The organism is Pseudomonas sp. 5P_5.1_Bac1 (genome assembly GCF_025466015.1).
GTDB lineage: Bacteria > Pseudomonadota > Gammaproteobacteria > Pseudomonadales > Pseudomonadaceae > Aquipseudomonas.
In genome coordinates, this window is record NZ_JANLNX010000007.1 from 42,884 (window position 1) to 63,191 (window position 20,308).

The 20,308-nt window shown below is 61.4% G+C and carries 19 protein-coding genes, 5 tRNA genes and 1 riboswitch; of the genes, 19 read left to right on the forward strand and 5 right to left on the reverse strand.

What is annotated here, in order from left to right; genetic code table 11:
- The first annotated feature begins 2 nt into the window (after nt 1-2).
- The 6 genes from aruF (at nt 3) to astE (ending at nt 6,285) form a co-directional block, all read left to right on the forward strand.
- Nucleotides 3-1,022 carry an arginine/ornithine succinyltransferase subunit alpha gene (gene aruF, locus NTD82_RS01250; protein WP_095156831.1) on the forward strand — a complete coding sequence of 340 codons (1,020 nt, stop codon included), beginning with the start codon at nt 3-5 and terminating at the stop codon, nt 1,020-1,022.
- A 72-nt stretch (nt 1,023-1,094) separates the two neighbouring features.
- Complete coding sequence (gene astA / locus NTD82_RS01255; RefSeq protein ID WP_095156832.1) at nt 1,095-2,120, forward strand: arginine N-succinyltransferase; 1,026 nt, start codon at nt 1,095-1,097, stop codon at nt 2,118-2,120.
- The gene (astD, locus tag NTD82_RS01260; RefSeq protein ID WP_262127533.1) at nt 2,117-3,583 is read left to right on the forward strand and encodes a succinylglutamate-semialdehyde dehydrogenase; all 1,467 of its coding nucleotides are present in this window, start codon (nt 2,117-2,119) and stop codon (nt 3,581-3,583) included. Before astA ends, astD begins: the two co-directional genes overlap by 4 nt.
- 25 nt (nt 3,584-3,608) lie before the next feature.
- Nucleotides 3,609-4,958 (forward strand): N-succinylarginine dihydrolase, encoded by a 1,350-nt coding sequence (gene astB / locus NTD82_RS01265; RefSeq protein WP_262127482.1) that lies wholly within the window; start codon nt 3,609-3,611, stop codon nt 4,956-4,958.
- Between the two features lie 14 nt (nt 4,959-4,972).
- Nucleotides 4,973-5,263 carry a topoisomerase II gene (locus NTD82_RS01270; RefSeq protein WP_095156835.1) on the forward strand — a complete coding sequence of 97 codons (291 nt, stop codon included), beginning with the start codon at nt 4,973-4,975 and terminating at the stop codon, nt 5,261-5,263.
- Between the two features lie 11 nt (nt 5,264-5,274).
- Entirely contained in the window at nt 5,275-6,285 is a 1,011-nt protein-coding gene (gene astE / locus NTD82_RS01275) for a succinylglutamate desuccinylase (RefSeq protein WP_262127483.1), read from the forward strand.
- A 64-nt stretch (nt 6,286-6,349) separates the two neighbouring features.
- Here the strand turns inward: astE and NTD82_RS01280 are convergent, their stop codons facing one another.
- A complete protein-coding gene (locus tag NTD82_RS01280) occupies nt 6,350-6,856 on the reverse strand; it encodes a 6,7-dimethyl-8-ribityllumazine synthase (protein ID WP_095156837.1) in 507 nt (168 codons plus the stop codon).
- Nucleotides 6,857-6,951: 95 nt separating this feature from the next.
- Nucleotides 6,952-7,104: riboswitch (FMN riboswitch) on the reverse strand.
- A 225-nt stretch (nt 7,105-7,329) separates the two neighbouring features.
- On the opposite strand from NTD82_RS01280, the gene alaS reads away from it, so the two are divergent.
- The 8 genes from alaS to mgtE all read left to right on the forward strand — a co-directional run bounded on the left by alaS (nt 7,330) and on the right by mgtE (nt 14,115).
- Nucleotides 7,330-9,954: an alanine--tRNA ligase gene (gene alaS, locus NTD82_RS01285; RefSeq protein ID WP_262127484.1), complete on the forward strand. Its 2,625-nt coding sequence runs from the start codon at nt 7,330-7,332 to the stop codon at nt 9,952-9,954.
- 86 nt (nt 9,955-10,040) lie between these two features.
- Nucleotides 10,041-11,276, forward strand: coding sequence for an aspartate kinase (locus tag NTD82_RS01290; protein ID WP_095156839.1), 1,236 nt, complete (start codon nt 10,041-10,043; stop codon nt 11,274-11,276).
- Nucleotides 11,277-11,456: 180 nt separating this feature from the next.
- Nucleotides 11,457-11,645, forward strand: coding sequence for a carbon storage regulator CsrA (gene csrA / locus NTD82_RS01295; RefSeq protein WP_010226667.1), 189 nt, complete (start codon nt 11,457-11,459; stop codon nt 11,643-11,645).
- Between the two features lie 72 nt (nt 11,646-11,717).
- Nucleotides 11,718-11,808: transfer RNA gene (locus tag NTD82_RS01300), tRNA-Ser, on the forward strand.
- 108 nt (nt 11,809-11,916) lie between these two features.
- Nucleotides 11,917-11,993 (forward strand) — tRNA-Arg (locus NTD82_RS01305).
- A 76-nt stretch (nt 11,994-12,069) separates the two neighbouring features.
- Nucleotides 12,070-12,146, forward strand: a tRNA-Arg gene (locus NTD82_RS01310).
- A 78-nt stretch (nt 12,147-12,224) separates the two neighbouring features.
- A tRNA-Arg gene (locus tag NTD82_RS01315) sits at nt 12,225-12,301 on the forward strand.
- A 371-nt stretch (nt 12,302-12,672) separates the two neighbouring features.
- A complete protein-coding gene (mgtE, locus tag NTD82_RS01320; RefSeq protein ID WP_110969527.1) occupies nt 12,673-14,115 on the forward strand; it encodes a magnesium transporter in 1,443 nt (480 codons plus the stop codon).
- A 123-nt stretch (nt 14,116-14,238) separates the two neighbouring features.
- Here the strand turns inward: mgtE and NTD82_RS01325 are convergent, their stop codons facing one another.
- Nucleotides 14,239-14,565, reverse strand: coding sequence for an Arc family DNA-binding protein (locus tag NTD82_RS01325; protein WP_003254499.1), 327 nt, complete (start codon nt 14,563-14,565; stop codon nt 14,239-14,241).
- A gap of 338 nt (nt 14,566-14,903) precedes the next feature.
- Between NTD82_RS01325 and phnN the strand changes: the two genes are divergently transcribed.
- Complete coding sequence (gene phnN, locus NTD82_RS01335; protein ID WP_262127485.1) at nt 14,904-15,500, forward strand: phosphonate metabolism protein/1,5-bisphosphokinase (PRPP-forming) PhnN; 597 nt, start codon at nt 14,904-14,906, stop codon at nt 15,498-15,500.
- Here phnN and NTD82_RS01340 read toward each other — a convergent pair.
- Complete coding sequence (locus NTD82_RS01340; protein WP_095156842.1) at nt 15,497-15,685, reverse strand: hypothetical protein; 189 nt, start codon at nt 15,683-15,685, stop codon at nt 15,497-15,499. The two genes, phnN and NTD82_RS01340, sit on opposite strands and share 4 nt — an antisense overlap.
- Before the next feature lie 294 nt (nt 15,686-15,979).
- Between NTD82_RS01340 and NTD82_RS01345 the strand changes: the two genes are divergently transcribed.
- Nucleotides 15,980-16,056, forward strand: a tRNA-Arg gene (locus tag NTD82_RS01345).
- An 8-nt stretch (nt 16,057-16,064) separates the two neighbouring features.
- On the opposite strand, the gene NTD82_RS01350 is transcribed toward NTD82_RS01345, so the two are convergent.
- The gene (locus NTD82_RS01350; protein WP_262127486.1) at nt 16,065-16,529 is read right to left on the reverse strand and encodes a MarR family winged helix-turn-helix transcriptional regulator; all 465 of its coding nucleotides are present in this window, start codon (nt 16,527-16,529) and stop codon (nt 16,065-16,067) included.
- 257 nt (nt 16,530-16,786) lie between these two features.
- Here NTD82_RS01350 and NTD82_RS01355 point away from each other — a divergent pair, with 257 nt between their 5' ends.
- The 3 genes from NTD82_RS01355 to NTD82_RS01365 all read left to right on the forward strand — a co-directional run bounded on the left by NTD82_RS01355 (nt 16,787) and on the right by NTD82_RS01365 (nt 19,874).
- Nucleotides 16,787-17,740: a PDR/VanB family oxidoreductase gene (locus NTD82_RS01355; RefSeq protein ID WP_262127487.1), complete on the forward strand. Its 954-nt coding sequence runs from the start codon at nt 16,787-16,789 to the stop codon at nt 17,738-17,740.
- A 31-nt stretch (nt 17,741-17,771) separates the two neighbouring features.
- Complete coding sequence (locus NTD82_RS01360) at nt 17,772-18,851, forward strand: aromatic ring-hydroxylating dioxygenase subunit alpha (RefSeq protein ID WP_262127488.1); 1,080 nt, start codon at nt 17,772-17,774, stop codon at nt 18,849-18,851.
- Nucleotides 18,852-18,944: 93 nt separating this feature from the next.
- Nucleotides 18,945-19,874, forward strand: coding sequence for a LysR family transcriptional regulator (locus tag NTD82_RS01365; RefSeq protein WP_262127489.1), 930 nt, complete (start codon nt 18,945-18,947; stop codon nt 19,872-19,874).
- On the opposite strand, the gene NTD82_RS01370 is transcribed toward NTD82_RS01365, so the two are convergent.
- Nucleotides 19,865-20,308 carry a GlcG/HbpS family heme-binding protein gene (locus NTD82_RS01370; protein WP_095156851.1) on the reverse strand — a complete coding sequence of 148 codons (444 nt, stop codon included), beginning with the start codon at nt 20,306-20,308 and terminating at the stop codon, nt 19,865-19,867. The genes NTD82_RS01365 and NTD82_RS01370 overlap by 10 nt on opposite strands.

The following is a 20,308-nucleotide window of genomic DNA, read 5'->3' on the forward strand; positions in this document are numbered from 1 at the left end:
CCATGCTGGTGATGCGCCCCGCGCAAATGGCTGACCTGGGTGAAGTACAGCGTCTGGCTGCGGACAGTCCCATTGGTGTCACGTCCCTGCCGGATGATGCCGGTCGCCTGAGCGACAAGATCGCCGCGTCCGAGACCTCGTTCGCCGCCGAAGTCAGCTTCAATGGCGAGGAGAGCTACTTCTTCGTCCTCGAAGACAGCGCCACCGGCAAGCTGGTCGGCTGTTCGGCCATCGTCGCCTCGGCGGGTTATTCCGAGCCGTTCTACAGCTTCCGCAACGAGACTTTCGTGCATGCGTCCCGCGAGCTGAAGATCCACAACAAGATCCACGTCCTCTCGCAATGCCATGACCTGACCGGCAACAGCCTGCTGACCAGCTTCTATGTGCTGCCGGAACTGGTGAACAGCGCCTGGGCCGAGCTGAATTCCCGTGGTCGCCTGCTGTTCATGGCCGCCCACCCCGAGCGTTTCGCCGATTCGGTGGTCACCGAAATCGTCGGCTACAGCGACGAGAACGGCGACTCGCCGTTCTGGGACGCCATCGGCCGCAACTTCTTCGATCTCAACTACGCCGAGGCCGAGCGCCTGTGCGGCCTGAAGAGCCGTACCTTCCTCGCCGAGCTGATGCCGCATTACCCGATCTACGTGCCACTGCTGCCGGACGAGGCGCAAGAGGCCATGGGCCAGGTTCATCCGCGGGCGCAGATCACCTTCGACATCCTGATGCGCGAAGGCTTCGAGACCGACCATTACATCGACATTTTCGACGGCGGCCCGACCCTGCATGCGCGGGTGTCCGGCATCCGTTCGATTGCCCAGAGCCGGGTCGTGCCGGTCAAGCTGCAGGAGCAGCCGACCAAGGGCGGCCGTCAGTACCTGGTATCCAATGGCCAGTTGCAGGATTACCGCGCGGTACTGCTGGAACTGGACTGGGTGCCGGGCAAACCGGTTCACCTGAGCCCGGACGCCCTGGAAGCGCTGGGTGTTGGCGAGGGCGCCAGCGTGCGCCTGGTCGCGGTTTGATACTGCGGTTCTGATACCAAGAATTCGGCCGAGTTTCGCAGGTGCCAGCAGGCGCCTGCCCGAGGAGATAGCATGATCGTTCGTCCCGTACGCAGCAGCGACCTACCGGCGCTGATCGAGCTGGCGCGCAGCACCGGCACCGGCCTGACCACCTTGCCGGCCAACGAAGAGCGCCTGGCCCACCGAGTCGGCTGGGCCGAGAAGACCTTTCGCGGCGAGGCCGAGCGTGCCGACGCGGACTACCTGTTCGTGCTGGAAAACGACGACGGCGTGGTCGTGGGCATTTCCGCCATCGCCGGTGCCGTCGGCCTGCGCGAGCCTTGGTACAACTACCGGGTCGGCCTGACCGTCAGCGCTTCCCAGGAGCTGAACATCTATCGGGAGATCCCGACGCTGTTCCTGGCCAACGACCTGACCGGCAACTCCGAGCTGTGCTCGCTGTTCCTGCGGGCCGACAGCCGCAGCGGCCTGAATGGCCGCCTGCTGTCCAAGGCGCGGATGCTGTTCATCGCCGAATTCCCCGACCTGTTCGGCAACAAGATCATCGCCGAAATGCGCGGCATGTCCGACGAACTGGGCCGCTCGCCTTTCTGGGAAAGCCTGGGCCGGCACTTCTTCAAAATGGAGTTCAGCCAGGCCGACTACCTCACCGGCGTCGGCAACAAGGCCTTTATCGCCGAGCTGATGCCCAAGTTCCCGCTCTATACCTGCTTCCTTTCGGAGGCGGCGCGCAGCGTTATCGGACGCGTCCACAGCGATACCGAGCCAGCGCTGGCGATGCTCAAGAGCGAAGGTTTCAGTTACCAGGGCTACGTCGACATCTTCGACGCCGGCCCGGCCATCGAGTGCCAGACCAGCAAGATCCGCGCGGTCCAGGACAGCCAGTCCCTGGTACTGGCCGTCGGTACGCCGGGCGACGATGCCACCCCTTACATCATCCACAACCGCAAGCGTGAAGACTGCCGCATCGCCGCGGCGCCCGCCCGCCTGGCGGCCGGCACCCTGGTGGTCGATCCACAGACCGCCAAGCGCCTGCGCCTGAGCGTCGGCGACCAAGTGCGCGCGGTGCCGCTGTCCGCTGCCCGGGAGGCCAAATAATGAGCACTCACTACATCGCAGGCCAATGGCTGGCCGGTCAGGGCGAGACCCTTGAATCGCTGGACCCGGTCAGTCAGGCCGTGGTCTGGAAAGGACAGGGCGCCAGCGCGGAGCAGGTCGAGCAGGCCGTTGCGGCCGCTCGCCAGGCGTTCCCGGGCTGGGCTCGGCAGTCGCTGGACATGCGCATCGCTGTGCTGGAGGCCTTCGCCGCGCAACTCAAGGCCAACGCTGACGAACTGGCCCGTTGCATCGGTGAGGAAACCGGCAAGCCGCTGTGGGAATCCGCGACCGAAGTGACCAGCATGGTCAACAAGGTGGCGATCTCGGTGCAGAGCTACCGCGAACGTACCGGCGAGAAAAGCGGCCCGCTGGCCGACGCCACCGCCGTCTTGCGTCACAAGCCGCATGGCGTGGTAGCGGTGTTCGGTCCTTACAACTTCCCGGGCCACCTGCCCAACGGTCACATCGTGCCGGCACTGCTGGCGGGTAACGCCGTGGTGTTCAAGCCGAGCGAACTGACGCCCAAGGTCGCCGAACTGACGGTCAAGTGCTGGAATGACGCCGGCTTGCCGGCGGGGGTGCTCAACCTGGTGCAGGGCGCGCGGGAAACCGGCGTGGCCCTGGCTGCCAATCCCGGCATCGACGGCCTGTTCTTCACCGGCTCCAGCCGTACCGGCAACCTGTTGCACCAACAATTCGCCGGTCGCCCGGACAAAATCCTCGCCCTGGAGATGGGCGGCAACAACCCGCTGGTGGTGGACGAGGTCAAGGACCTGGACGCCGCGGTCTACACCATCATCCAGTCCGCGTTCATCTCCGCTGGCCAGCGCTGCACCTGCGCCCGCCGCCTGCTGGTGCCGCAAGGCGCCTGGGGCGACACGCTGCTGGCGCGTTTGGTGGACGTGAGCAAGAACATCTCGGTCGGTGCCTTCGACCAGCAGCCGGCGCCGTTCATGGGCTCGGTGGTTTCCCTGGCGGCGGCCAAGGCCTTGATGGATGCCCAGGCGCACCTGCTGGCCAACGGTGCCACCGCGTTGCTGGAAATGACCCAGCCGCAAGCCGGCGCCGCGTTGCTGACCCCGGGCATTCTCGATGTCAGCGCCGTGGCCGATCGCCCGGACGAAGAGTTCTTCGGCCCGCTGCTGCAAGTGATCCGCTACAGCGATTTCCCGGCGGCCATCGCCGAGGCCAATAACACCCAGTACGGCCTCGCCGCGGGTTTGTTGTCGGACTCCCATGCGCGCTACCAGCAGTTCTGGCTGGAAAGCCGCGCCGGTATCGTCAACTGGAACAAACAACTGACCGGCGCCGCCAGCAGCGCGCCGTTCGGTGGCGTCGGCGCCAGCGGCAACCACCGCGCCAGTGCCTATTACGCGGCGGATTACTGTGCCTACCCGGTGGCTTCGCTGGAAACCGCGAGCCTTGTCCTGCCTGCCACGCTGACGCCCGGCGTCGCCCTATAACAACAGGTTCACGGAGCCTTAGCCGATGAAATCGTTTGAAGTGAATTTTGATGGTCTGGTCGGACCGACGCACAACTACGGCGGCCTGTCCTACGGCAACGTTGCCTCGCAGAGCAACAGCCAGCAGGGCTCGAACCCGCGTGAAGCGGCGCGTCAGGGCCTGGCGAAGATGAAAGCGCTGGCCGACATGGGCTTCAAGCAAGGCGTGCTGGCCCCGCAGGAGCGCCCGGACGTGGCCGCGCTGCGCCGCCTGGGCTTCAGCGGTAGCGATGCCGAGGTCATCCAGCGTGCGGCGAAAGAAGCCATGCCGTTGCTGGTCGCCAGTTGCTCGGCATCGAGCATGTGGGTGGCCAACGCCGCGACGGTCAGCCCGAGCGCCGACACCGCCGATGGCCGCGTGCATTTCACCGCCGCCAACCTGAACTGCAAGTACCACCGCAGCATCGAGCACCCGACCACCAGTCGCGTGCTGGGCGCCATGTTCGCCAACCAGCAACACTTCGCCCACCACGCCGCGTTGCCGGCGGTGGCGCAGTTCGGCGATGAAGGCGCGGCCAACCACACCCGCTTCTGCCGTGCCTACGGTGAGCCGGGCGTCGAATTTTTCGTCTTCGGTCGCAGTGCCTTCGACATCCGCTACCCGGCGCCGCAGAAGTACCCGGCGCGGCAGACCCTCGAAGCGTCCCAGGCCGTGGCCCGCCTGCATGGCTTGAGCGATGACGGCGTGGTCTATGCTCAGCAGAATCCGTCGGTCATCGACCAGGGCGTGTTCCACAACGACGTGATCGCGGTCGGCAACGGCGAAGTGCTGTTCTACCACGAGGACGCCTTCCTCGAGACCGAGCGGGTACTGGCTGAACTGAAGGCCAAACTGGCCAAGCGCGGCGGCGACTTCAAGGCGATCTGCGTGCCGCGAGCCCAGGTTTCGGTGGAGGACGCGGTGCGTTCCTACCTGTTCAACAGCCAGTTGCTGTCGCGCGACGACGGTTCGATGCTGCTGGTGGTGCCGGAAGAGTGCCGTAACAACGAGCGGGTCTGGGCTTACCTGTCGGCGCTGGCCGGCCAGGGCAGTGCGATCAGCGAGGTGCGCGTCTTCGACCTCAAGCAGAGCATGCAGAACGGTGGTGGTCCGGCTTGCCTGCGCCTGCGCGTGGCCCTGAATGAAACGGAACTGGCGGCGGTCAATCCAGGGGTTATCATGACGGCGCCGTTGTACGACACCCTGACCCAATGGGTCGACAAGCACTACCGCGACCGCCTGGTTGAAAGCGACCTGGCCGATCCGCAACTGCTGACGGAGTGTCGTACGGCACTGGATGAACTGACCCGGATTCTGCAACTGGGTTCGGTCTATCCGTTCCAACTCCAACCCTGAAAGAGCACTTGAACATGTCCGACGCCCTGCAACTGATCCTTGAAGATGAAGATGGCACCTCGCGCGAAGTCTCCACCAGCCGCTTTGCGGTGATCTGGCAAGGCAAGGAAGTCTGGATCCAGCAGGATGGCCGCGGCCAGTTGCTGATCGGCGTCGACGTGGAAGAGGGCGATAGCGAATACGCCACCCTGCTGCTGCGTCCGCTGGCCACCAACCTGGTCAGCCTGGAACTGGAAATGGAGCCGGCCGATGCCGGCGACGATGACGATCACGTCCACGGTCCCGATTGCGGACATCATCACTAAGGAACGACACCATGCTCGCCCTCGGCAAACTGCTTGAGCTGACCCTTGCCGGTCGTGAACCGGCAGAGAAGACCCAGTTGACGGTCGAGGGCGTGCGCTTGCGCTGGCTCGCCGAGGGCGCGCTGGAAGTCCGCCCGCCGGAATCGCCGGATATCGGCCTGGACATCCTGCTGTCCGCCGGCATCCACGGCAATGAAACCGCGCCCATCGAGCTGCTCGACGAACTGCTGCACGGCATCGCCCGCGGTGACGTGAAGCCCCGGGCGCGGATTCTGTTCCTGTTCGGTAACCCCGAGGCGATTCGGCGCGGTGAGCGTTACCTTGAACAGGACGTCAATCGTCTGTTCAACGGTCGACATGAGCTGTCCAGCGGTTCGGAGGCGTTGCGCGCCTGTGAACTGGAACGCCTGGCGACCACCTTTTTCAGCCTGCCGGGGCGTACCCGGCTGCACTACGACCTGCACACCGCCATCCGTGGTTCGAAGATCGAGCAGTTCGCCCTCTATCCTTATAAAGAGGGGCGCCAGCACTCTCGCCGCGAACTGGCCCGTCTGCGCGCCGCCGGCATGGAAGCGGTCTTGCTGCAAAGCAAGACCTCCATCACCTTTACCGCCTTCACCTACGAACAGCTCGAGGCCGAGTCCTTCACCCTGGAACTTGGCAAGGCGCGGCCTTTCGGACAGAACGAGCAGGTCAATCTCGACCGGCTCCAGGCGCGGCTGATCCAGATCATCGAAGGCACCGAGCCCGAGCAGCCGGAAGGGCTGGATGGCCTGCAACTGTTCAGCGTCGCCCGCGAGATCATCAAGCACAGCGACAACTTCCACCTGCACTTGCCGGCGGACATCGAGAATTTCTCGGAATTGTCCAAGGGCTATCTGCTGGCCGAAGACTTGGCCGAGACGCGCTGGGTCGTCGAGGAGGAGGGGGCTCGCATCATCTTCCCCAACCCGAAGGTCAAGAACGGCTTGCGCGCGGGCATCCTGATCGTGCCCGCCTCGACAGAGGGCCTGGGCCAGTAGTCGCTGGCAAGCGATTAGGTCAGGGCAACGAAAAAGGCCGCGGATCACTCCGCGGCCTTCTCATTTATACCGCGACTTTCTGCGGCACTTCGCTGCGACGCAGTGCCCGCAGCTTCAACAGCGTGTCAGCGCAGGTGTTCGCCGCTTCCTGGCCCTTGAGCACGAAATGCTCGAAGAAGAACTTCTGGTGCTCGTCGCCGGCGTGGAAGTGGTGGGGGGTCAGGACCACCGAGAACACCGGCACTTCGGTTTCCAGTTGAACCTGCATCAGGCCGCTGATCACCGACTGGGCGACGAACTCATGACGGTACAGGCCGCCGTCCACCACCAGGCCGGCGGCGACGATGGCGCCATAGCGGCCACTGCGGGCCAGTAGCTTGGCGTGCAACGGGATCTCGAAGGCGCCGCCGACTTCATAGAAATCGATATCGCCGGCCTGATAGCCGTGCTTGGCCATTTCCTCGACGAAGCCTTTACGGCTTTGATCAACGATATCTTTGTGCCAGCACGCCTGGACGAAAGCGATACGTTCGTTGCCGTGGGACTTGCTGTCGATTGGGGTTGGTTGCATTGAAACGGACTCCTGTTTATATGAAAAACAGGGCATCTGGATCGAAAGGGATGGTCGTCCCGCAATGCGTGGACGAACGGACACAGCGGTGTCTATCCCGTTCTCTCTTTATCCGGACTATGACCGTCGGCCCCGGAATCACACCGGGTCTGCTGACCTTGCAAGCCGTGCCTGCAAGCGCTCGCGGGCTATACGCATTGCGCGCAATTACCGCCGGTGGGGAGTTGCACCCCGCCCTGAGAACGTTGCCATCACCTGTGATGGCGACGCCGTTTGTAACATAGTTTTTAGCGGAACGTATAGCCTGCTAACTAAATCGCCTGGATAAACGTCATTTCATCCTGAATGCAGGCTTCGATCGTATAAACACACTGCACCCGGCACTCAGGCTAGATATAATGCGGCCCTTTGCCGTCGTTTCGTCTATTTGACGCGCACATTTGCCTCAGGCCGCCGTTTCCGTGGAAGAACCTATGAAAAGCGCAGAAATCCGTGAAGCCTTCCTTCGATTCTTCGAAGAGCAGGGACACACCCGAGTCGCCTCCAGCTCCCTGATTCCGGGCAACGACCCGACCCTGCTGTTCACCAACGCCGGTATGAACCAGTTCAAGGACTGTTTCCTCGGCCAGGAAAAGCGCGCCTACACCCGCGCGGTCAGCAGCCAGAAATGCGTGCGTGCCGGCGGCAAGCACAACGACCTGGAAAACGTCGGCTACACGGCGCGCCACCACACCTTCTTCGAAATGCTGGGCAACTTCAGTTTCGGCGACTATTTCAAGCGTGACGCGATCACCTACGCCTGGACCTTCCTGACCTCGGACAAGTGGCTGAACCTGCCTAAGGAAAAGCTCTGGGTCACGGTCTACGCCTCCGACGACGAAGCCTATGACATCTGGACCAAGGAAGTCGGCGTTCCGGCCGAGCGCATGGTCCGCATCGGCGACAACAAGGGCGCGCCCTACGCCTCCGACAACTTCTGGACCATGGGCGATACCGGCCCGTGCGGCCCGTGCACCGAGATCTTCTACGATCACGGCGCCGACATCTGGGGCGGCCCGCCCGGTTCGCCGGAAGAAGACGGAGACCGCTACATCGAGATCTGGAACAACGTTTTCATGCAGTTCAACCGCACCGCGGACGGCGTCCTGCACCCGTTGCCAGCGCCTTCGGTGGACACTGGCATGGGCCTGGAACGCATCAGCGCGGTCCTGCAGCACGTTCACTCGAACTATGAAATCGACCTGTTCCAAAGCCTGCTGGCCGCTTCGGCCAAGGCCATCGGCTGCAGCAACGACGCCCAGCCGTCGCTCAAGGTGGTCGCTGACCACATTCGCTCCTGCGGTTTCCTGATCGCCGACGGCGTGCTGCCATCGAACGAAGGCCGTGGCTATGTGCTGCGCCGCATCATTCGCCGCGCTTGCCGTCACGGCAACAAGCTCGGCGCCAAGGGCAGCTTCTTCTACCAGATCGTCGCCGCGCTGGCGGGCGAGATGGGCGAAGCCTTCCCTGAACTGAAATCCCAGCAGGCGCACATCGAGCGCGTGCTGAAAACCGAAGAAGAGCAATTCGCCAAGACCCTGGAGCAGGGTCTGAAGATCCTTGAGCAGGACCTGGCCGAACTCAAAGGCAACGTGGTACCGGGCGACGTGGTGTTCAAGCTGTACGACACCTACGGCTTCCCGATGGACCTGACCGCCGACATCGCCCGCGAACGCGAGCTGACCATCGACGAAGCTGGCTTCGAGCGTGAAATGGACGCCCAGCGCGAGCGCGCCCGTTCCGCCAGCTCCTTCGGCCTGGACTACAACAGCCTGGTCAAGGTCGACGTGGACACCGTGTTCACCGGCTACACCACCACAGAAGACAGCGCCAAAATCGTCGCCCTGTACAAGGACGGCCAGTCTGTCCAGCAACTGGGCGAAGGCGAGGAGGGCGTGGTGATCCTCGATCGCACGCCGTTCTACGCCGAATCCGGCGGCCAGGTGGGCGACACCGGTTACCTGCTGGCGGGCGCCGTGCGTTTCGACGTGCGTGATACTACCAAGACCGGTGGCGCGTTCCTGCACCACGGCGTGGTTGCCAGCGGCAGCCTGAGCGTTGGTGCCCAGGTCGAAGCCAAGGTCGATGCCGACGTCCAGCACGCCACCTCGCTCAACCACTCCGCCACCCACCTGCTGCACGCCGCGCTGCGTCAGGTGCTGGGCGATCACGTACAACAGAAAGGCTCGCTGGTGGACAGCCAGCGCCTGCGTTTCGACTTCAGCCACTTCGAAGCGATCAAGCCAGAGCAGATCAAGGCGCTGGAAGAGATCGTCAACCGCGAAGTGCGCAAGAACTCCGAGGTGCAAACCGAAGAGACCGATATCGAAACCGCCAAGCGCAAAGGCGCCATGGCACTGTTCGGCGAGAAGTACGGCGACAATGTGCGCGTCCTGAGCATGGGCGGCGACTTCTCGGTCGAGCTGTGCGGTGGCATCCATGCCAAGCGCACTGGTGATATCGGCCTGCTCAAGATCATCAGCGAAGGCGGTGTGGCCTCCGGCGTCCGTCGTATCGAAGCGGTCACCGGTGCTGCGGCGCTGGCTTACCTGAACGCCGCCGAAGAGCAGTTGAAGGAAGCCGCGCAACTGGTCAAGGGCAGTCGCGACAACCTGATCGACAAGCTGTCGGCTGTGCTCGAGCGCAACCGCCAGTTGGAAAAACAACTGGAGCAACTGCAGGCCAAGGCCGCCAGTGCCGCCGGTGACGACCTGGCCAACAGCGCGGTGGACGTCAAGGGCGTCAAGGTGCTGGCTGCGCGTCTCGACGGTCAGGATGGCAAGGCCCTGCTGGCGCTGGTCGATCAACTGAAGAACAAACTCGGCCGCGCAGTGATCCTGCTCGGCAGTGTCCACGAAGAGAAGGTCGTACTGGTCGCAGGCGTGACCAAGGACCTTACCGGCCAACTCAAAGCCGGTGATTTGATGAAGCAAGCCGCTGCGGCGGTGGGCGGCAAGGGCGGTGGTCGTCCGGACATGGCGCAAGGCGGTGGCGTGGACGCCGCGGCGCTGGACGGCGCACTGGCCCTGACCGTGCCATTCGTAGAGCAGGGTGTCTGAGGCGCCTGCGGCCCGTCGTCTAGTGGCGGGCCGCGGGCGTTGTGATTGTTTATTGGGTGCCCTTCACGGGCTGAGGCGGCTTTGAAATGGCGTTGATCGTACAGAAATTTGGCGGCACTTCGGTCGGCACAATCGAGCGAATCGAACAGGTTGCCGAAAAGGTCAAGAAATTCCGCGAAGCTGGCGATGACCTGGTGGTTGTGCTGTCGGCGATGAGCGGCGAAACCAACCGCCTGATCGACCTTGCCAAGCAGATCAGCGATCAGCCGGTTCCGCGTGAACTGGATGTGATCGTTTCCACTGGTGAGCAGGTGACTATCGCCTTGCTCGCCATGGCACTGATGAAGCGTGGCGTTCCGGCGGTTTCCTACACCGGCAACCAGGTGCGGATTCTCACCGACAGCGCGCACAACAAGGCGCGCATTCTGCAAATCGACGATCAGAAGATCCGTGGCGACCTCAAGGCCGGCCGCGTGGTTGTGGTCGCAGGTTTCCAGGGTGTCGATGAGCACGGCAACATCACCACCCTCGGTCGTGGCGGCTCCGACACCACCGGCGTGGCCCTTGCGGCAGCGCTGAAGGCTGATGAGTGCCAGATCTACACCGACGTGGACGGTGTCTACACCACCGACCCGCGCGTCGTGTCCCAGGCCCAGCGCCTGGACAAGATCACCTTCGAAGAGATGCTGGAAATGGCCAGCCTCGGTTCCAAGGTGCTGCAGATCCGTGCCGTCGAGTTCGCCGGCAAGTACAACGTTCCGCTGCGCGTGCTGCACAGCTTCCAGGAGGGTCCGGGTACCCTCATTACTATTGATGAAGAGGAATCCATGGAACAGCCGATCATTTCCGGCATCGCCTTCAACCGCGATGAAGCCAAGCTGACCATCCGTGGCGTACCGGATACTCCGGGCGTTGCCTTCAAGATCCTCGGCCCGATCAGCGCCGCCAACATCGAAGTCGACATGATCGTGCAGAACGTTTCGCACGATAACACCACCGACTTCACCTTCACCGTGCACCGCAACGACTACGCCAAGGCGCAGCAAGTGCTGGAAAACACCGCACGTGAAATCGGCGCTCGGGAAATCATTGGCGATACCAAGATCGCCAAGGTGTCGATCGTCGGCGTCGGTATGCGCTCCCACGCGGGCGTTGCCAGCCGCATGTTCGAAGCGCTGGCCAAGGAGAGCATCAATATCCAGATGATCTCCACTTCCGAGATCAAGGTCTCCGTGGTCATCGAAGAGAAGTACCTGGAACTGGCTGTACGCGCACTGCATACGGCTTTCGAGCTGGACGCTCCGTCCCGTCAGGGCGAGTAAGCGTTGGTCCCCAGGGGCGCGGCCAGGCCGCGCCCCTTCTTTTTTGGCTGGTGTGGAATCTGTTCTTTTGTCCGCGCTGGTCAATACTTAGGCGTAGGTCGATAGCCATTCTGGTTGTAGGCTGAAGCCCTTTTTTTTGCAGACTGTTGTCCCTGAACTGAATTGCGTGAGGAGAAAGGTATGTTGATTCTGACTCGTCGGTGCGCAGAGAGCCTGATTATTGGCGATGGCGAAATCACCGTGACCGTGCTCGGCGTCAAAGGAAATCAAGTGCGGATCGGCGTGAACGCCCCCAAGGAAGTGGCCGTACACCGTGAGGAAATCTACCTTCGGATCAAGAAAGAGAAGGACGAAGAACCAACCCATTAATTTTTATCGATTTTTTTTCAAAAAAGAGTTTGCAAACGGGGAAAGCTCTGGTTATTATACGCCCCGTGTTGCGGAGAGGTGGCCGAGTGGCCGAAGGCGCTCCCCTGCTAAGGGAGTATACCTCACAAGGGTATCGGGGGTTCGAATCCCCCCTTCTCCGCCATTATTCATGTAGGGCGCTGTAATCTGATCCAAATTGCTAAGTCGTTGAAATTAAACGAAAAAGCACTTGTAAAAACGATTAAGTGAACTATAATGCGCGGCTTCAAATGCACTCGTAGCTCAGCTGGATAGAGTACTCGGCTACGAACCGAGCGGTCACAGGTTCGAATCCTGTCGAGTGCACCATATAAAGAAGCGGTTTCCAACAGGAAGTTGCTTCTGCTTCAACCAGAGGTGATCTGGTCCATCAAATACCAACCCTGCACTCGTAGCTCAGCTGGATAGAGTACTCGGCTACGAACCGAGCGGTCACAGGTTCGAATCCTGTCGAGTGCACCATATATAAAGAAGTAGTTTCCAATCGGAAGTTGCTTCTGCTTCAACCAGAGGTGATCTGGTCCATCAAGTACCAACCCTGCACTCGTAGCTCAGCTGGATAGAGTACTCGGCTACGAACCGAGCGGTCACAGGTTCGAATCCTGTCGAGTGCACCATATAACGAAGAGCCCGCCTTAATGGCGGGCTTTTTGTTTTCCGCGTTTATTTCTCCGATTAATAAAATGTCATCGAGCACTCGATAGGGCGTGCTAATTTTTAGTTGGCGCATGTGTTCTTTTTCGGGCGCTTGCCGTCGCATTGATGGATTCGGGCGTTTGCGTCGGTCATTTCCGCAAACGATTGTTTTCGCCGATATTTTCAGCCTCTGGCAGCTCAAGCGGTGTATGATTGCGCCCGTCAGCCCCGCCGGGGCTTGTGGAATACCACCATGGACTTACCCAGTAGTTACTCAATAGCTCGTTTTGCCAATCACGATGTGACTGATTGATCTCCCGGCGTGCTCCGCTGCTGGGAGTGGAGTTCGCCTATGACTGAAGTCGAAGTAAAAAAGACGCAAGATAGCCTGCAGGATCGCCTGGCCCAGGTGGTCGAGTTGCTCCATCGCCAGCGCGTGGTGGAAGATCTCACTCACCGCCAGGAAGGCCATCATCAAGACCGGGTAGAAAACCTGGTTCACCGGCAGAATCTGGTCGAGCTGCAACGCAAGCTCGATGACCTGCACTCCGCCGACGTTGCCCATATTCTCGAAGCATTGCCCCTCGACGACCGCCTGACGGTCTGGCAACTGGTCAAGGCTGAGCGAGACGGCGACATTCTCCTCGAAGTATCCGACGCGGTGCGTGAAACCCTGATCGCCGACATGGACGATCATGAGTTGCTCGCCGCCGCCAAGGAAATGGACGCCGACGAACTCGCCGACCTCGCCCCTGAACTGCCCCGTGACGTTGTCCATGAGTTGATGGAAACCCTCGATGGCCAGCAGCGTGAGCGTGTGCGCTCAGCCCTGAGCTACGACGAGGAGCAGGTAGGTGCGTTGATGGACTTCGAGATGGTCACCATCCGCGAAGACGTCAGCCTGGAAGTGGTTCTGCGTTACCTGCGCCGGCTCAAGGAGCTGCCAGGGCACACCGACAAGCTCTTCGTGGTCGATTACGACGGCATCCTCAAAGGCGTGCTGCCGATCAAGCGCTTGCTGGTCAACGACCCGGACAAGCAGGTTTCCGAAGTAATGGCCAGCGACCCGGTCAGCTTCCACCCCGACGAGGACGCCTATGACGCGGCCCAGGCGTTCGAACGTTATGACCTGGTATCAGCGCCCGTGGTCGATAAGAACGATCGTCTGATCGGCCGTCTTACCATCGACGAGATGGTCGACCTGATCCGCGAAGAAAGCGAAAGCGAAGTGTTGAACATGGCGGGTCTGCGCGAAGAAGAAGATATCTTCGCATCGGTCTGGCGCTCTCTGCGCAACCGCTGGGCCTGGCTGGCGATCAACCTGATCACGGCCTTCCTGGCCTCGCGGGTGATTGGCCTGTTCGAGGGTTCGATCGAGAAGCTGGTTGCACTGGCGGCATTGATGCCGATCGTGGCCGGTATTGGTGGTAACTCGGGTAACCAGACCATCACCATGATTGTGCGAGCGATGGCGCTGGATCAGGTCAGTCCCGGTAACACCACGCGCCTGATGCGCAAGGAACTGGCGGTCTCTCTGCTCAATGGTCTGATCTGGGGTGGTGTAATCGGTGTAGTTGCCTTCCTGCTTTACAGCAGTTGGTCGCTGGGGCTGGTGATGATGGCGGCGATGACGCTCAACCTGTTATTGGCGGCGCTCATGGGCGTACTCATTCCGATGACCCTGGTACGACTCGGGCGAGATCCCGCCATGGGCTCCAGCGTGATGATTACCGCAGTGACCGACAGTGGTGGCTTCTTCATCTTCCTCGGCCTGGCCACGGTGTTCCTGCTGTAACGCCCAACTGAAGCAAAAGAAAGCCAGCAGAGATGCTGGCTTTTTTGTGGGCGCTGAAAAGCAAAACGCCCGATGCAATGCATCGGGCGTTTTGTTCTGAAGCGGGTTCAGGAATAAAGAGGGTCAGGAAGCGTCCGCTGCCATCTCTACGTCGTGGGCGATCAGAGCCACCAGGGCGTTTTGCTGGCGATGGGACAGTTGACGGAAGCGTTGTAGCAGCTCGCGTTCATGCAGGGACAGTTCCGGGCTGTCCAGGCGCATGCTCAGCTCGTCTCCCAGTGCGCCTTCCTGGATAAGGCTCTGCTCCAGGCGGGCAATGATCTCGGAGTTCATGCTGCGGTGATGGTTACGCGCAACCTCGGCAATGCGCTCACGCATTCCGTCGGGTAGGCGGACGACGAATTTGTCTGCGGTGCGGCTTGAGTAAATAGCCTGTTTCATTGGGCGCATATAATTGACCGGTTTAGTTCAGGGGAAGCGGTTCTTGAAATTGGCCGCGCGATGAGACTACGACCATCATCACGGTCAAATGTTCAACCTGAATTGTGAATGAGGCCGTTATGATGCCTCATTGTCGCCGGTTCCTTGGCGTCAATTCTGTGACAAATATTGAACCGGGTGGAGGCTTTTTGCCAGTACCAATTATCAGAAATGAGTACTGGTTTGAAAAGTTTTGTGTCACCACTTTTCCGATTCAGCCACCTTTTTACCTGCCATCAGCAACAGGCGAAAAGGTCATGGAAAGCGCCTAGAATGCGCGGGCTTTCCTATCTATGAGCATAGTGGCTATGCAGCATGACGCAAGGGGCGACGGCCCGTTGGCCGCCCACGGCAGGTTGATCTACCTGATGGGACCCTCCGGGTCTGGCAAGGACAGTGTGATTGATCACGCACGACCTGCGTTGCAGGCGTTGGGGGTGGCTGTCGCCCGACGCGTCATTACTCGTTCCGCCGAGGCGGTGGGCGAAGTGGCGCATAGTGTATCGCCATGGCAGTTCGCCACGCTACGTTCGAATGGGGCTTTCGCGCTGGATTGGCAGGCAAATGGCCTTTCGTACGGCATCCCTGTGGAGATCGATACCTGGCTCGCTGAAGGCCGGTCGGTCCTGGTCAACGGCTCCCGTGGCCACTTGCCGGCGGCGCGTGCGAAGTATCCTGACTTGGTGCCGATTCTTCTTACGGCGTCTGCAGAAGTCTTGAGAGACCGACTGCTGCGCCGCGGCCGGGAAGGCGTAGCGGAAATCGAGGAGCGACTGGCGCGCAACCTGCGGATTGCAGGTCAATTCGATGAGGGTGTGTACCTGCTGGACAATTCCACGACGCTCGACGCTGCCGTGCAGCGCCTGCTGGCGATACTGCGGGAGGAGGGCGTCAGTAACGTCTAGAAGGAGAGGGTATGCTCGGCGACCGGAGTGGCGGACTGCTGCGGTGCCTCGCCCAGAACGGCACGGTTTGGCTGCATCGAGGTTTTGTAATCCAGAGAGCCCACAGAAGTTTGCGCAGGCATGAGGTTCAACCCGATCACGGCCGTCAGGGCAAGGGCGTTCAAGGCGATGAGGACGTGATTCATGGCGTGGGTTCCAGGGCTGTGGGATCAATACATTCCATTGTGGTTGATACAGCAGTTGTCGTGCCAATCGAATTTTTTAAAATTTTACTTTTAAATCAATTAGTTAGATGTTATTTGAGCTGGCGTTTTCGTGCATCCTGCAATGATGGCTTTATGCTTTATTGCAGAATGCACGATTGGTTACGTAAGCCTCGCGACGTCGGCAGGCAAAAAGCCCGATTCACGGCATGACAAATAACTCCCTGCTGGTTAACATGCACGCCTTCCGCCGCGCGGCGTCCGCTGCCGGCTTGTGTCCCAGTAGCTCAATTGGATAGAGCATCCCCCTCCTAAGGGGAAGGTTGGCCGTTCGAACCGGCCCTGGGACACCATCTCGATTTCACTCCTCCGGCTCCACCGCATTCACCTTGTCCAACTGAGCAGTCATCCGGTGCAGAAAGCCGATGAGTGTTTCAACTTCGGTTTCTGTCAGATCCCCCAGCAATAGCCGCTCCCGCTCCAGCGCGGTGACCAGCACCCGATCATGCAACGCATGCCCCGCTTCAGTGAGCGAGACGGTGTAGCGACGCGCATCTTTTGCATCCACCTCAGTCGATACGTGCCCATCCCGTTCAAGCGTCTGCAGCGCGCGGCTGATGGCGCTTTTATCCAGCCCGATCACCTGCACCATGCGGTTCGCGCTGATGTTGTTCTCAACCGCGAGCATCGCCAGCAGTCGCCATTCGACGATGCCAATCCCGAAATGCTTGCGGTAGCAGGCGGATGCGCCACTCGACATTTTGTTGGTCAGGAAGGTCAGCAGCGCCGGTACGTAGCGCTCCAGATTCAGTGGCGTATGTGGCATGGCAGGAAAGATACCCGTGCATTGAAATGAAATTAGTTGACACCGCAACTAAAATGACTAGGATGAAAATCACGTGAGGATTACGCGTCCGCATCATAAGCGCTCGCGACACTACAACAAAAACCAGAGGTCCCGTGTCATGACTCGCTTGTGCCCTTCGTTCCTGCCTGATCCGTAAATCCCGCTTTTCCCGCCGGTGTGCCCGGCATTCCCGTACTCATTTTCAAACACTGCATAACCGTGGTGAGGGCAGGCTCATGCTCGAAGTTTGTGTGTCACAGAAAACCATCGAAGCCGACGGCGTTTGCAGTTTCGAACTGCTCGCCGTGGAGGGGGCGGCGTTGCCCGCGTTCACCGCGGGTTCGCATGTCGATGTTCAGGTTGCGCCAGGTGTGGTTCGGCAGTATTCGCTGTGCAATTCCCCGCAGGAGCAAGGTCGCTATTTGATTGCCGTGCTTCACGAAGCCGAATCCCGTGGCGGTTCAAGGGGCATGCACCTGGATGTCGGGGAGGGTGCCCGGCTCACTATCGGCACACCGAGAAACCTGTTCGACCTCGATCTGACGGGGGAGCGCTATCTGCTGTTCGCGGGCGGCATCGGCATTACGCCGATCCTGGCAATGGCTCACACGCTGATTGCCGCCGGCAAGGATTTCGAGCTGCATTACTGCGGACGTTCGGTTCAGCGCCTGGCCTTTGTTGAACTGCTGAACAGCCCGCTTTTCAGCCGCCACCTTCGACTGCATGTGGATGACGGACCTGTCGAGCAGCGGTTCAACGCCGCGCAGGTGCTCGCGAGCCCTGCCGCGGGTGACCAGCTTTACGTCTGCGGCCCGGCGGGCTTCATGACCCATGTTCAGTCCACCGCCAACGCCTGCGGCTGGAACGACCAGCAGATTCATCGAGAGGATTTCGCCGCGCCGCCCCAGGTGCTTGAGGGCGACCGTGCTTTTGATGTCGAGCTTGCGCGCTCCGGGCGGGTCATCAGCATCCCGGCCTGCCGCACCGTGCTTGAGGTGTTGCTGGAGAACGCCATCGATATCGACAGCTCCTGTGAGCAGGGTATTTGCGGCGCCTGCGTCACCGCGGTGCTGGCCGGCGAGCCGGATCATCGCGATCAGTTCATGACCGAAGCGGAACACGCCCGCAATGACAGTTTCACCCCGTGCTGCTCACGTTCGAACAGCCCCCGCCTGGTGCTGGACCTGTGACCCCCCAACAAGAAGATGAAAGGAGATCGTTATGAGTGCATCCCATGCTCACGCGCTTGCCCACGCGGTAGGCGCGACAGCCGAAGAACCGAAGTTCCCGCTGAACCAATGGTACGTCGCCGGGTTCGCCTGGGAGCTCAAGGACAAGCCGCTTGGCCGGACATTGCTGGGCAAGCCAGTGGTACTTTTCCGCACCGCTGACGGCAAGGCCGCCGCACTCGAGGATCGTTGCTGTCACCGGGCACTTCCGCTGTCCAGCGGCACGCTGGAAGAGCAGGGTTTGCGTTGCGGTTATCACGGCCTTTTGTTCGACGCCATGGGGCAGTGTCTCGAGGTGCCTGGCCAGGCGAAGGTGCCGACCAAGGCTAGGGTCCAGGCGTATCCCGTTCAAGAGCGCGACCAGATTATCTGGATCTGGTTCGGCAGCGCCTCGCAGCCGCAGCCAATGATCGAGCCGCCGGCGTACGACGTTCACAGCAGCGGCGAATACGTCTTCGAAGGCGGCATCTATCACTACGATGCGCCGTATCAACTGATCCACGACAACCTGCTGGACCTGAGCCACCTGGGCTACGTGCACCTGCGCACCATCGGCGGCAACGCCAGCGTTCACATGAATGCGCAGATGCGCGTCGAGAGTGATGACACCTCGGTGAAAGTGGTCCGCCATATGCCCGGGTCGCAGCCACCCCCGACGTACAGCGCGGCGTATCCCTTCAAGGGCAAGGTCGATCGCTGGCAGGAAATCGAGTTTCTGGTCAGTCATCTGCGCATCTGGACCGGCGCGGTCGATGCCGGAACGGACGCTCTCGATGACCCTCGTCGTGGCGGCTTCCACATGCGCGGTTTCCATGGCGTGACGCCAGAGACCGAGACGACCAGCCACTACTTCTGGACCATGGCGACCAACCCCGAAAGCAATGTCGAAGAGGTCAAGGCCAAGGTCGTCGAGCAGACCGCGCTGACTTTCGATGAAGACAAGGTGGTGATCGAGGCCCAGTACAAGAACATGCTCGGTTTCGGTCCCAGGCCGATGGTCGATATCCACGTGGATGTTGGCGCCAACCGCGCGCGCAAGATCATCGAACGGCTACGCCTGGCGTCTGCCTGATGTCACCGGCCACAGGCGAGGTATCGCCTGTGGCGATACCTGGTAGCGCGAAACTGGCACGCGGGCGATGACCCGGCAGGGTATAAGTCGCCCATGCGCTACCGTCGTCTCGATCTGAACCTGCTGGTCGCTTTGAATGTGCTGCTGGAAGAATGCAGCGTCAGCAGAGCGGCCCAGCGCCTGAACCTCGGCCAGTCGGCAACCAGTGCCGCGCTGGGGCGGCTGCGCGAGCATTTTCAGGACCCGTTGCTTGTCCCGCTCGGTCGCGGCTTGCAGCTCAGCCCGCTGGCCCGTCAACTCGCACCCAAGGTGCGCGATGTACTCGACCTGGCCGGCGAACTCGTGGAAACCACCGCCGACTTCGACCCCGCCCGCTGTGAGCGGCGTTTCACCCTCGTGGCGTCGGACTATGTGGCGGCCACGCTGATACCCGCCGTCAGCCGCGAACTGTGCCGTCTGGCGCCCGGCGTATCGCTGGTGGTGCGGGATCTGTCGCTGTCGCGTGACGGCGACCAGGTGGGCGAAGCGCTGGAGTACCGCCGCAGTGATCTGGTGATCGTGCCGCAACGGCGGATCAATCCCGCGTATCCCCACGCTCCGCTGCTCGAGGATGAACTGTGCTGCATTGTCTGCGCGGAGCATTGGCCTGAAGGCAATGACCTGAACCTCGCCCGTTACCGCGCCGCCGAGCACGTGGTGCGAGAGTTCGCCGATGGGCAAAGCCTGTCGCTGGACACGCAGCACCTGAGGGACATCGGCATCGACCGACGGGTGGTCGCGACGGTGCAGAGCTTCGCCCTGATGGCGGATTTCGTGATCGACACCCCGCGGGTTGCCACGCTGTTCCGCCGCCAGGCCGAGGCGCTGGCGCGACGGTATCCGTTGCGGGTGCTGCCGGCGCCTATCGAATTTCCGCCAGCCTCCCAAGCGCTGCAGTGGCACCCGCAACAGGTGTGCGACCCGACGCTGGCCTGGTTCCGCCAGGTGCTGGTGGAGCAGGCCGGGTTGCTGCGTCAGGGCTGAGGGTCACCGGTTTCGCCGTGCAAACCGACCTCTTCGATGGCCAGTAGCGCACAGCGCTCGTCATTGTCCGAGGTGTCGCCGCTGACGCCGAGGGCGCCCAGCAAGCGGCCTTCGGCGTCGCGCAGGAGTATGCCGCCGGCCACCGGGATCACTTCGCCGTCGGTCAGGCTGTTGATGGCATCGAAGAACGCCGGCATCGCCTGGGCCCGGCGCGCCAGTTCGCGACCGCCCATGCCCATGCCCAGGCAACCGCGAGCCTTGCCGGTGGCGATTCGCGGACGCAGGAAGCTGGCGTCCTCATCGCGCAGCACGGCCAGCGGGTGGCCGGCGCCATCGAGCACCGCCGCGGCGAGCGGGCGCAGGCCGAGCTTGCGGGCATGGCGAAGGGTGGCTGCCGCGAGGCGCGCGGCGTGTTCGACGTCGAGACGGGTCAT